This window comes from Nocardia coubleae NBRC 108252 (genome assembly GCF_001612805.1).
Classification (GTDB): domain Bacteria; phylum Actinomycetota; class Actinomycetes; order Mycobacteriales; family Mycobacteriaceae; genus Nocardia; species Nocardia coubleae.
In genome coordinates, this window is sequence record NZ_BDBD01000010.1 from 158747 (window position 1) to 171033 (window position 12287).

At 69.1% G+C, this 12287-nt stretch carries 9 protein-coding genes; 4 read left to right on the forward strand and 5 right to left on the reverse strand.

The window, feature by feature from the left end; genetic code table 11:
- Window positions 1-69: 69 nt before the first annotated feature.
- From NCO8_RS08625 to NCO8_RS08645, 5 genes are all read right to left on the reverse strand, one after another.
- Window positions 70-780: a lytic transglycosylase domain-containing protein gene (locus tag NCO8_RS08625; protein WP_067485552.1), complete on the reverse strand. Its 711-nt coding sequence runs from the start codon at window positions 778-780 to the stop codon at window positions 70-72.
- A gap of 67 nt (window positions 781-847) precedes the next feature.
- Window positions 848-1981, reverse strand: a complete 1134-nt coding sequence (locus tag NCO8_RS08630) for a hypothetical protein (protein WP_157104838.1) — start codon at window positions 1979-1981, stop codon at window positions 848-850.
- A 66-nt stretch (window positions 1982-2047) separates the two neighbouring features.
- Entirely contained in the window at window positions 2048-4780 is a 2733-nt protein-coding gene (locus NCO8_RS32385; RefSeq protein WP_084456777.1) for an ABC transporter ATP-binding protein/permease, read from the reverse strand.
- A 205-nt stretch (window positions 4781-4985) separates the two neighbouring features.
- Window positions 4986-5924 (reverse strand): ABC transporter permease, encoded by a 939-nt coding sequence (locus tag NCO8_RS08640; RefSeq protein ID WP_084456780.1) that lies wholly within the window; start codon window positions 5922-5924, stop codon window positions 4986-4988.
- Window positions 5921-7429 carry an ABC transporter substrate-binding protein gene (locus NCO8_RS08645; protein WP_067637910.1) on the reverse strand — a complete coding sequence of 503 codons (1509 nt, stop codon included), beginning with the start codon at window positions 7427-7429 and terminating at the stop codon, window positions 5921-5923. The genes NCO8_RS08640 and NCO8_RS08645 overlap by 4 nt, the downstream gene beginning before the upstream one ends.
- Window positions 7430-7731: 302 nt before the next feature.
- On the opposite strand from NCO8_RS08645, the gene NCO8_RS08650 reads away from it, so the two are divergent.
- From NCO8_RS08650 to NCO8_RS08665, 4 genes are all read left to right on the forward strand, one after another.
- Window positions 7732-8847 carry a TauD/TfdA family dioxygenase gene (locus NCO8_RS08650; protein ID WP_084456783.1) on the forward strand — a complete coding sequence of 372 codons (1116 nt, stop codon included), beginning with the start codon at window positions 7732-7734 and terminating at the stop codon, window positions 8845-8847.
- Window positions 8819-9829 carry an ornithine cyclodeaminase family protein gene (locus tag NCO8_RS08655; RefSeq protein WP_174550305.1) on the forward strand — a complete coding sequence of 337 codons (1011 nt, stop codon included), beginning with the start codon at window positions 8819-8821 and terminating at the stop codon, window positions 9827-9829. Before NCO8_RS08650 ends, NCO8_RS08655 begins: the two co-directional genes overlap by 29 nt.
- Before the next feature lie 77 nt (window positions 9830-9906).
- Window positions 9907-11205, forward strand: coding sequence for an alanine racemase (locus tag NCO8_RS08660; RefSeq protein ID WP_067637912.1), 1299 nt, complete (start codon window positions 9907-9909; stop codon window positions 11203-11205).
- Window positions 11206-11229: 24 nt separating this feature from the next.
- Complete coding sequence (locus NCO8_RS08665) at window positions 11230-12264, forward strand: PLP-dependent cysteine synthase family protein (RefSeq protein ID WP_067485546.1); 1035 nt, start codon at window positions 11230-11232, stop codon at window positions 12262-12264.
- The last annotated feature ends 23 nt before the right edge of the window (window positions 12265-12287 follow it).

The following is a 12287-nucleotide window of genomic DNA, read 5'->3' on the forward strand; positions in this document are numbered from 1 at the left end:
GGTCCGTGCGCAGCCGAGCCTATCGTCTCGCGGTGGCAGGCAGTAACCGGCACTCCGGGCAGGTGGCGACTAGGCGCGGCGCCCGATGCTGTAGGCGGCGGCGCGATCCCGCACGACCAGCATGTACTTGTTCGACTGGTTGTAGGCGAACAGGGCACGCTGCCAGCCGTCGGCCGAGGTCAGGTTGCCGCCGCGGGTGCAGAGGTAGCGGGCGGCGGTGAGGGCGGCGTCGTCGATGTTCTGGGGATCGAGCACGCCGTCGCCGTTGGCGTCGACGGCCCAGCGCTGCCAGGTCTCGGGGATGAACTGCAGCGGACCGACCGCCCGGTCGTAGGTGGTGTCGCCGTCGAGGCGGCCGCCGTCGGTGTCACGGATGACGGCATTGCCCTTGGTCCCGTCGAGGGCGACACCGATGATCGGCGGGCGAACGGTTCCGTCGGCGTCCACGTCGGCGCCGCGGTGGGTGCCGTGCCCGCTCTCCACGCTGGCGATGCCCGCGATGGTCGTCCACGCGATGCCGCACTCCGGAGCCGACCTGGCGAGCACGGCGGCGGCGTAGCCGTAGGCCTCGAGGGCCACCGGTGCGATGCCGAGCGCGTCGGACTGCTCGTCGGCCCAGCCGCGCAATTGCGTGGCGGCGCGCCCCGGCGCATCGATATCGATGACGGGTAAGGCCACGCCGGGGCCCGGTGGCATGTCACCGGGAATCGACGCGAGCGAACTGCACCCCGTGAGCAACGCGGCCACCGCCACGGCGACGATGACGCCGGCTTTCTGCACAGACACTCAACCAATCATCCAGATCAGCGCGCCGCCATGCACATCTCACAGTGACTTCTCAGAGTTCTCAGGTCGCGACGAGGCAGATGGTCGAGCCGTGGGACACGCCCGCCTCGCGTGACATTCGCGCCTCGCCTGCCGAACATCCGATGTTCGCTTCGTCGTACACGGACGTGACGCGACCGTCGGCACTGCTGTCGTCACAGCTCACCAGCCTCGGCAGGCCAGCGGTGCCCGCGTAACCGGTGACGCAGTCGCCGGGCCGGGCGTAACCGAGGTGGTTCTGGTCGATCGGCCCCAGGCAGACGACGACGCGCAGGTCGGTGTTGTCGTTGACCGAGACCGACGCCGCGTTGGCGTTGGTGACCTCCTCGCATTTCGGGTCGGCCGGTTCGGTGTACTGGGTCCGCACCGAGAGCACCCGGTGCGTGGCGGACCGGTGCGCGCACGCGATCGTCTTCATCGACACATTCGAAGCGCATTCGCCCACAAAGGCTCCCGCCATCGAATCGGAGTCCTCGGCGGGCTTCGTGCAGATCACCACGGCACGGCCACCCAGGGACGATTGGGCGTAGGCTTCGCGGGTTTCCGGGTGGGATTCGCAGGCCCGATCGGTGACCGGGACCTTGACGTGCAGCTCGGTGGCGATCACAACGTGCGGTCCGCCGGTGAATCCGCATGTGCTGCGTTCGATTTCGCCGCCGGACTTACGCACATCGATGCAGTCGCCGGGGCGAAGACCGCCCGCGTCGGTCGCGTTCTTCTCGGTCGGTTCGAGGCACAGCACGGTTTCGCCGTCGGTGGGGCTCGGGTCGGCTACCGCGCGGGTCGCCTTCTCGAATTTCATGCAGGACAGGGCGAACGGGTGCTGCATCGGTTCCCTGGCGTGCACCCGGTAGACGGCGAGGTCGTCGGCGCAGGCGTATTCGACGGGCAGTTCGTCCCGGCTCACGCAATCGCCGACGGCCATGCGTGGTTCGCCGGGCCGGGTGAGGAGGTAGCCCGTGACCGCTCCGGCGGCGGTGAGCAATACGACGACGGCGACGATCGCGAGCAGCACCGGGGATCTACGACGCGATGGGGTCGGTTCCGGCGCGAGGTTCGGAGACGATTCGCCCCACGGCCGCACCACCGGAATGCCGGTCGACGGTGGCGGGCTCGGCGGCACAGCGCCCTCATGTGGAGGGGCAGGGTGGATCATCGGGGTTCGTCTCCTTGAAAACGCTTGGGGGACAACCCGATGTGATCGACTCCTGCCGCCGCGCCGTTACACCAGCAGCTCCGCGGTGGCGCGGTGCGCCGGAGCGGCGAGAACGATTGCGGGATCACCTCTTTCGACGACCTCGCCGTGGTCGAGGACCAGCAGGTCGGTGCAGTGCCTGGCGACCAGAGCCATGTCGTGGCTGATGAGCAGGACGGCGGTGCCGTGCTCGGTGCGCAGGCGGTCGAGCAGGGTCATGACGCCCGCGGCCGTGTGCTGGTCGAGGGCGGTGGTGATCTCGTCGCAGATCAGGACGGCCGGATCGGCGGCGAGAGCTCGCGCCAGGGCGACGCGCTGACGTTGCCCGCCCGACAGTTCGTGTGGTCGCCTGCTCGCGAGGTCGGCAGGCAGGTCCACATCGGCGAGCAGGGCGTCGACCCGCTTGCGCACGTCCGGTTTCGGCACGCGGGCGATCCGCCGCAGCGGCCTTGCCAGGGTCTGTTCGACGGTTCGGCGAGGATTCAACGCTGCCAACGGGTTCTGCGTGACCAGCTGAATACCCTTGGCCCCCGGCTTGATCCGTCGCCGTTTCCCGACCGGCGCCCGCACCGCGCCTGCTTCGACAACGCCCGCGACCCCGATCTGCAAGCCGGCGATCACCCGCGCCAACGTGGTCTTGCCTGCCCCCGAAGGCCCGACCACCGCCAATGCCGCCCCCTCGCGTACTTCCAGATCGATCTCACCGAGAATCCGGTGGTTGTCGGCAGTGGCGGTGATCCCCTTGGCGGACAGCGCGATTCCCGGCGATTCTCGCCCGTCGGTCGCGGGACTCGCAGGTCCGGCGAAACCCTCGGCAACCGGGCTCTCGCAGCACGGCGCCTGGTCAGCTGACCCAGCGGCCCGGTCGTCCTCGGGCTCAGCGGTGCGGCGACCGGCTGTGCGCTGAACAGCTGCAACCGTTGCGCCGTCACCCGTCGACGCGTCACCTCGTTGGCGGCCGTACGGCGTTGCCTTCTCATCGTGCCCGATCGGCGCCGAGCCCACCCGGCGGGATCGCGGTACGGCGCTGGGTGGATGGACTTCGATCACCGTGTCGGCGATGGCATGGACGGTGGTGGTGTCGTGGCCGGATAGCAGGACGGCGGTGGCGTCGGTGACGGCGAGATCGGCTATGAGCCGCGCTATTTCGGTGCGCAAGGCGCCGTGCAGACCGGCGAGGGGTTCGTCGAGGACGAGGACGGTCGGACGGCGGAGGAGGGCGCGGGCCAGGGCCACCCGGCGTTGCTGGCCACCGGACAGGCGACCGACGCGGCGCCGCAGGAACGTCTCGTCCAGCCCGACGCGATCGAGCATCGCTTGTCGTTCGGCCTCGGAACTGGTGGGTGCGGCTTCGGTGAGGAGCGCACTAACGCGCAGGAGGGGGTTCAGCTCGGACCCGGGATCCTGGCCGACGTAGGCGATCCGCTCGCGCCGGAAAGTCCGCAGCGCACGCGGATCGAGCCCGAAGACGTCGTGTCCGGCCACCAGAACCGTGCCCGCACACCGCATCCCGGCGGGCACGTGCCCCAGCAGCGCCCGCATCGCCGTCGACTTGCCCGCCCCGGACGCCCCGGTCAGCGCCGTCACGGATCCCGCCTTCAGCCGGAAGGACAACGGCGCCAACAACACCGCCCCCGCAGCGCTCACCACCGTCAGCCCATCCACCACCGCCGCATCCCCGGCGTCGACCGCCGCGGGGTGTCCATTCCGCCGCCCGCTGGACACGAGTCCGTCCATCACCGCCAGCTCTACGTCGGTGGGCGATGCTGTCTCATTTGGCATCCCTGCGGGGGTGCCCGCTTGGTCGCGCTGCCGGCCGAAACCGGAAACCTGCACGTCACCGCGGCTGCCCGCGCCGACCATCGCTCCTCGATCGGGGACGTAGTCAGTGGCTCCAGCCCGTCGGCGTCGGGCACCATCACGCGCGGACCCGGCGGTGACCACCAGGTTCACGCCGACGGCGACGATCGCGATGGCGGCGCTGGGGGCAAGCACGGCCCAGGGGTTGAGGAGGATGCCGGAGGCGTTGTCGCGGACCATGATCGCCCAGTTGTCGGCCCCGAGCGCGGGCACACCGAGGAAGGAGACGGTACTCACCAGATAGATCGCCACGACGAAACGCAGGCCGAGCTGGGTGGTGAAGACCGAGCGGAGGTTGGGCAGGATCTCACGGAACACCAAGTAGGGCAGTGATTCTCCGCTGGCGACGGCTGCTTCGACATAGCCGGTGGCGGCGATGCTCGCGGCCGAGGCGGCGAAGATCCGTGCGCAGTACGGCACTCCGAACACCAGCGACACCACGATCAACGCCGCTACCCCACCCTGCGGCCAGGCGGTGAGCACGAGCAGGATGCCGAGCACGGCGGGCAGGAGAATGACGAGGTCACCCGCGAGTTCGATCACCGAACCCGCCCGCGGCCGCACCGCGGCGACCGCCCCGAGCACCGCCGACAACACGGTCACCGCCACCGCGATCACCGCCGAGACCACGAGCAGCTGCGTTCCCCCGGTCAGCAGGTGACTGAACACATCGCGCCCGAGCCGATCGGTGCCGAGCACCGCGCCCCCACCCGGCTCCGCGAACGGAATCCCCACCGCCTCTTCCGCCCCGTGCGGCGCGAACAACGGCCCGACCAGCGCGCCCGACACCACCAGCCCCACCCCGAAACCCGTACCCCACCGCCACGAACGCACAACTCCCCCGAAGCGCCCCGCCGTGCGCGAAGCGCTCCGGCCGAGCCCCCACCTTTCCGTACCCATCACGCCACCTCCACGGATTCCCCGAAGCCCCAGCCTTCACGCCGGGCTCTCCTCGGAATCCACCGGTCCACACCGATCACACTCGTCTTCCTCGACCCGCCCGCCCTGCGCACCTCAGCCCCACAAGACTTGGACATTTGATCACCACGCTCTGGTGGCAGCATCGGCCGAGTAGCTCCCGCCACCAGCGCGTCTCGAGCGCCGGTCATCGGGCGCCCCGGGTGGACCAGGTGCGGACGAAGTCGGCGCACGCGAGGAGGACCATGATGACGATGGCGGTGAGAGCGACCACGGCGGCGACGGTCGCGGTGTCGCGGTCGGCCACCGAGCCCGCGAGGACGGCGCCGACACCGGGGTAGTTGAAGAGGGTTTCGACGACCAGGGCGCCACCGAAGAGCATGCCGACCGAGGTCGCGTATCCGGCCACGATCGTGGGTGCGGCGAAGGGAAGCATGTGGCGCAACAAGATGGTCCGGCGCGGAAGACCGTCCAGGACAGCACTTTCCACATGCGGTGCCGCGGCGACGTCGAGGAGCGCCGACCGCACCACCCGCGTGTTCCAGCCGATCTGGGGAATCGCGAGTGCGAGCACCGGAAGCACGAGCATCTCGGGGCCCGCCGGGAATCCGGAGCGGTCGGTGATCGTCACGGCGGGCAACCAGCCGGTGGCCAGGGAGAACACCAGGATCAGCACGGTGCCACAGACGAATTCGGGGACGGCGACGGCAATGGTGGTGGTCGGCTGCAGGAGTCGCGAACCGAAAGCCTTGGGCCGCATCGCCCACCAGCAGCCGAGGGCGAGCGAGCACACCACCGTGAGCAGCAGGGCGATCCCGCCGAGCAGCAGCGTCTGCGGGAACTTGTCGGCGAGCATGTCACCGATCGAGTTGCCGCGTGCGGTCCGGCCGAAATCACCGGTCAGCACACCGGTGATCCAGTGCCAGAACTGCACCGGCAGTGCGCGATCCAGGCCGAGTTCGTGCTCCTTGGCCGCGAGCTCGGTCGCACCGGCCTCCCTGCCCAGCACCGAGCGGGCCGCGCTGCCGGGCAGCAGGTCCACCGCGACGAACACGATGGCCAGCAGGGTCACCAGCAGCACGACCCGGCGCAGCGCGGGCAGGGCGAACGCTTTCACGGCACTCACGCCAACCAGGCACGTTCCAGCTGGACGCGGGCGAAACCGCCGAGGGTCGGCAGCCCACGCACGGACGCGGCGGCGATGTCGACACCGTCGGCCATGCCCCACACCAGGTAGCCACCGCGCTCGAACTGGATGCGCTGCAACTCACGCACCGCACGGCCGTATTCATCGCCCGTCGCGGCGAGCGCCTTGGCGTTGGCGGCATCGAATTCCGGGTCGCGGAAGGCGGTTTCGTTGCGGTTGGAACCGGAGGTCATCAGCTTGTCGGCCAGGAAAAGCACCGAATCGTTGGTGCCCCAGGACACGGTGTAGAGCGGGGCGTTCAACCAGGTCTGGTCGTAGAACGCGGCCGACTCGACCGTCTGCACATCGAGGCGGACCCCGATCTCGGCGAGCTGGCTGGCGATCACCTTCGCCGACTCGACCTCACCGGGTACCTCGGCCTTGGTGACGAACGGGTAGCTGCGTCCGGTATCGAAATTCGCCTCGCGCAGCAGGGCTTTCGCCCGCTCGATATCGCGACCGCGGCGCAGCGAGGTGTCGTAGAGCGGGTCGGCGGTACCGAGCACATCGGCGGCGACCGTGCCGAACCCGGAGTGCACCTGGTTGACGAGCGCCTCCCGGTCCACGCCCAGCCGCAACGCGGTGCGCACCCGCGCGTCGGCGAACGGCCCGTCGGCGGCGCGCATCGCGACACCGAGCATGGTGTCGTCCGGGCGGCGGATCACCTGCAGGTCGCCGCGACCGGCGGCGGTGCGGCCCGCGATGGCGCCCACATTGGAGGCCAGGTCGATCTGTCCACCGAGCACCGCGTTGCCGAGCGCGGTGACGCTGTCGAACATGGTCACCTCGATGGCATCCAGCGACGGCGGGGTGCCGTGCCAGTTCTCGTTGCGCACCAGGCGGGCGTTGCCGTTCTGGTAGGACTCGAGCCGGAACGGACCGGAGCCGACGGCGGCGGCGAAGTCGGTGGTGCCCTGCGGGACGGTGAAGGTCATCAGCCGAAGCAGCAGCGGCAGTTGGGTATTGGGTGCGGGCACGGTGAACACCACGCGGTTCGGGCCGTCGGCGACGATGTCGTTCTCGGCGACCGGCATCTTCGACGCCCCGCCCACCGACCGCAGCCGCCGCATCGACCACACCACGTCCTCGGCGGTGACCGGCGCGCCGTTGTGGAACTTGGCGCCCTCGGCGATGGTGAAGGTCCAGCGGCGATTCTCGGCGTCGGCCTCGCAGCGCGAGGCCAGGCGCGGCACGACATTCGGGTCGTCGCCGGGAACGGTCAGCGCGTCGTAGACGAGCGAGGCGATCAGGAAGTCGCTCTCGTTGCTGAGATTGGCGTGCGGATCGCGTTCACTGCGCGCGGCGGTGCCGAGCGCGCCGACGCGCAGCGTGCCGCCCGGCTTGACGGTTCCATTCGACTCCTCGCCGCTGGTGCACGCGGCGGCCAGCAGCACTGCGGTGAGACCGATGCCGGATTGCAGCAACTGCCTGCGTGTGAAACCCATGGTGTTCCTCCTCGAGCGGCGGGCGCCGAACCCCTTCACCGGGCGCCGCAAACTAGGCGAGGCTAGCCTAAAACAGTGGCCCGGTGGTGGTCTTCCTTTCGACCGAGACCGTTCCGCCACGCCGCCCACGGCCCCCGATTCGGCGACTGCCAGCGACTTCGGGTAGAAATCAGGCTCATACCCATAAGCTATTTGCCATGAGAGCATGTTAGGTAAGTCTTGCCTAATCCATTGCCAGGCACTACCTTCGCTCATCGAGTCTCCACCACCCGCGTTCGACCGATGCGAAGAAGGGAAGGCCGGTGAAAAGCGTTCTCTCCGAACGTAAAACGATTCACCTGCACGACATCGAGTACCGCGAGTTCGAGCCGGACGCCGCCCAGGCCGTTCGCCGCCTCGCCGCCGAGATCCGACATCAACTGAGTGACCTACCGCATACCGAGACCCTGCACGACCCCGCCCTGCTGGCCGAGATCGATCGGCGCGCCGGCGAACTCCCGGCATCCGTGCGACACGCCGTGCGCCCACCCGCCACCGCAGCGGGCGCGACCGTGGTGCGGGGACTGCGCGTGAGCGATACCGAATTCGGCCCGACGCCTGCGGATTGGCAGCGCGCGGCCGTCTCGGCGGGCGATTCGATCCACCTCGGTTCGCTGGAACTCGACATCGTCCTGCTGCTGCTCGCGCGGTGTGCGGGTGAGCTGTTCGGCTGGCTCGGTCAGCAGAACGGGCGGCTGGTCAACAACATCGTGCCCGCCGCCGGACACGAACACGAACAGTCCGGTGCCAGCAGCGCGACGCTGCTGAGCCCGCACTCCGAGGACGCCTTCCACGCCGAACGCGCCAATCTGCTGATGCTGGCGTGCGTGCGCAACCCGGATCGCGTGGCTACCACCGTGTCCTCGATCCGCGAGGTCGAACTCAGCGACGAGGACCGCCGCGTCCTGGCTACCCCGACGGTGCCGATCCTGCCCGATGTCTCCTACGGCACCGACTTCGGATCGTTCGCACCACCGTTGCCCACCGTCTGGGTGGACGAAAACGGTTGCGACACCATCAGATACGACCCAGCCTATACCCCGCTCGACGACGCGGACCCGGCGTTCCGCGCGGCCTACGCCCGGCTCACCGCCGAACTCGCGCGCGTCTGTCACGCTCCGGCGCTTGCCCCCGGCGAGCTCCTGCTCGTCGACAACGATGTGGCCGTGCACGGCCGGGTACCGTTCCGCGCCCGCTACGACGGCACCGATCGGTGGCTCAAGCGCGTCAATATCCGCCTGCCGGAACGTCGTCGGCGGGGCGAGGAAGCGTCCGAGAATGGGTACGGGCAAGAGGTGATCGCGCCGTATCGGGCGCGCACCGATCGGACGGCAGGGCAGGACAGTGCAGATGAACGAGGATCCGTTGAACAACCGTGACCGCAGCGTCGGGCTCCGAGTGCTCTCGCGCAGCGATCTGGCCGATGTGCCGATCACGCCCGCCGAGGTGGTACGGGCCGTCGAGGAGGCCTATCTCGCCTTCGCAGCGGGCGAATCCGACAACCCGCGCAAGCTGAGCGTCGCCGATCCTGGTGGCTCGTCGGTGTCCTACGCAATGCTCGGCCGCGATGGTCGCCGCCGCGTGGTGGCGATGAAGACCTCCTACAAGTTCGACCCGGGTCACGACCGCAGCACCAAGCGGTACTACACCACCATCACCCTCTACGACGACACCACCGGCGCCCCCATCGCGATGATGGATTGCGCCCGAGTCGGCGCGTTGCGCACTCCGGCGGTGTCGGCACTGCTGGTGCGCGAGACGGTCCGCCGCGGTGCGGAGAGCGCGTTGCTCATCGGTACCGGAACGCAGGGGCGCAACGCGCTGCCACACCTGCTCGCGGCGAACCCGCAGCTACGCAAGCTGATGGTGTACGGCACGCACGCCGAGGGCCTGGCGGCGGTGCACGCGCAGCTGGCCGCCGAGGTGCCGCACGCGGTACTGGAACAGGTGGACGATCCGTACGCGGCGGCACCCACCGCCGATGTGGTGCTGGCGACGGCCGGTCCCGGCACCGAGGTCGCGCTCGAGTCCTCCCATCTGGCACCGGGTTCCGTCGCGGTGCTCGTGGGATACGGGCTGGCACCGTCGACGCTGGTCGACGCCGATCGGGTGGTGGCGACCAGTGCCGCACAGATGGCGCTGACCGGCACCGACATGGCAGGCCCCGACGGCACGCTGCGCTCGGTCGACGCCGAACTCCCCCAGATCCTCACCCGCGCGGCCACGGCTCGCCGCTCCGACGACGAGAAGATCTTCGTCTACAACAGCGGGCTTGTGCTCACCGATATCGCGGTAGCGCATGCGCTGGCGGCGCGCGCGATCGCCGAGGGGCGGGGCACGGAGGTGCCGCTGTGGGATTAGCCGGAGCCGATTCCGCCCAGGCAGTCGACGAATACCGTTCCAGCGCAACCGATGGCCTGCCCCATTGCGCACCGCCGATGCCCGCCTACATCGATGCGGTGGAGCAACGGCTGCTCGATGATCCACTGCTGCTCGGCGACATCGCCGAAGCGGTCGGCGGACCGTTCCACGTGCTGTTCCCGGAGCGGGTCGCGGTGAATGTCGAGGCTTTCCAGTCGGCGTTCACCGCCGCGGGGGTCGACGGGTTCGTCTACTTCGGAAAGAAGGCGAACAAGGCGGCCTGTGTGGTCCGGGCCTGCGCGGAATCCGGTGCAGGAGTGGATGTGGCCAGTACCGGCGAGCTCGTGGCGGCGCTGGCACAGGGCGTGCGCGGTGAGGATCTGATGGTCACCGGGCCCGCGAAGTCCGACGATCTGCTGTGGCTGGCCGCACGTCATCGCGCGCTCATCGCGATCGATGCCGTCGACGAGCTCGACCGGCTCGCCGCGCTCGACCTGCCTGCCCGGATCGTGCTTCGTGTACTGCCGGAGGGGTCGACGAGCCGGTTCGGTCTGGATCGCCGGGAATTCGAGCAGGCGATCGGAGCCGTGACTCCGGGCGGACCGATCAGCTTGTCCGGCTTCAGTTTCCATCTGTCCGGTTACGACGCCACCGCCCGCGCCGAACAAGCCACGGCCCTGGTCGACCACTGCTTGAGGGCACGATCCGAGGGTCATCCTGCCGACATCATCTCGATCGGCGGCGGCTTCGGCGTGGACTACCTCGATGCCGATTCCTGGTCTCGTTTCCGGGAAATGCTCAGCGACAGCTGGTTTCACGGCAGCGCACCTGCGGAGGACTACTACCCCTATCATTTCCCGTCACCGGGGGCCGACATGCTCAGCGTCGTCCTCGCGCACAACGGCCTCGCGAAAAGGCTGCGCGACAACGGTATACGCCTGGCTGTCGAGCCGGGACGCGCTCTACTCGATCGCGCGGGCAGTTCCGTCTTCCGCGTGCAAGGCGTGAAAACCCGGACGACACAGGGTCACCCATACGACATCCTCACCGTCGACGGCACCAGCCTGAGCCTGTCCGAACAGTGGTTCGCCAGCGAATACCTCCCCGACCCGGTGCTGTGGCCGCAGCGACCCGGCGCCACCACCCCCTCCTGCGTCGGCGCGACGACCTGCCTGGAATCCGACCTCCTCAGCAGGCGGCGAATCCCGCTGCCGCGCCGCGCTCGCGTCGGCGACCTGCTGATCTACCCGAACACCGCCGGGTATCAGATGGATTCCAACGAGTCACCGTTCCATGAACTCCCCCTGCCGCCCAAGGTCGTGCTGCGCGAGCGCGCCGACCGGCTGTGCTGGACCCTCGACACCACTTCCCGCTGATTCCCTTCCGATGGAGGAAACCCCATGGCTCTCGTCACGCGCGTGACGGATCTGATCGGCCGCACTCCCCTGTTCGAGCTGGCCGTCACCGACAGCGGCACCCGCCTGCTGCTCAAGCTCGAACAGTTCAATCCCACCGGCGCCGCCAAGATCCGCATGGCCCGCTCGATGGTCGACGATGCCGAGCGGCGCGGTTTGCTGCGCGATGGCGGGCATATCATCGAATCTACGTCCGGCAATACCGGGCTCGGCTTGGCGGTGGTCGCGGCCGAACGTGGCTATCGGTTCACCGCCGTGGTCGACAACCACGCCTGTAAGGACAAACTGCGCGCGATGAAGGCCATGGGCACGGACCTGGTGTTCGTCGCCGACGACGGTGACGACGAACTGGCCACCTCGGCACGGGAGGACCTCGCCGAGGCGATGGCCGCCGCCCGCGACGACGCCTTCTTCACCGAACAGCACAACAACGACGCCAACGCCGTCGGCTACTACGCGGTCGCCGAGGAATTGCTGGCCGAGGTGGAGCGGGTCGACATCCTGCTGTCGGCGGTCGGCACCGGCGGGTCGCTGTTCGGCACCGCCACCCGCCTGCGCGAACTCGGTTGCGTGCCGAAGGTGATCGGGGTGGAGCCGGTCGGGTCCATCGCCTTCGGCGGCGAGGGCGGCCCGTACTGGCAGTCGGGCACCGGCACCCCGCCGGGCGCGACCATCGGCACCGCGGTCGACTACAGCCTGCTCGACGAGGGGGTGAAGGTGAGCGATGTCGACGCGTTCGCCACCGCCCGCGCCGTCGCCAGGACACACGGGCTGCTGATCGGTGGTTCGGCGGGCGGTTCGGTGCACAATGCTCTGGCCCGGCTCGAGGAATTCCCGGCCGGTTCCACCGTGGTCACCATCGTGTGCGACGGTGGCGAGAAGTACTTGGACACCGTGTTCGACGACGACTGGATGAGCGCGCGCGAGTTGCTCGATCCGGCCGCCGAATGCGAGGTCACCACACTGCTGCGCCGGTACTCACCGCTGCGGCGCCACGACGAACTGATGGAGGTCAGGTGAGCGCGATCGCGCGCGAAACGGAG

Coding starts and splice junctions, on each gene's coding strand:
- NCO8_RS08630 (WP_157104838.1), bottom strand. CDS start 1,981: ATGATCCACCCTGCCCCTCCACATGAGGGCGCTGTGCCGCCGAGCCCG.
- NCO8_RS32385 (WP_084456777.1), bottom strand. CDS start 4,780: ATGGGTACGGAAAGGTGGGGGCTCGGCCGGAGCGCTTCGCGCACGGCG.
- NCO8_RS08645 (WP_067637910.1), bottom strand. CDS start 7,429: ATGGGTTTCACACGCAGGCAGTTGCTGCAATCCGGCATCGGTCTCACC.
- NCO8_RS08655 (WP_174550305.1), top strand. CDS start 8,819: ATGAACGAGGATCCGTTGAACAACCGTGACCGCAGCGTCGGGCTCCGA.
- NCO8_RS08660 (WP_067637912.1), top strand. CDS start 9,907: ATGCCCGCCTACATCGATGCGGTGGAGCAACGGCTGCTCGATGATCCA.
- NCO8_RS08665 (WP_067485546.1), top strand. CDS start 11,230: ATGGCTCTCGTCACGCGCGTGACGGATCTGATCGGCCGCACTCCCCTG.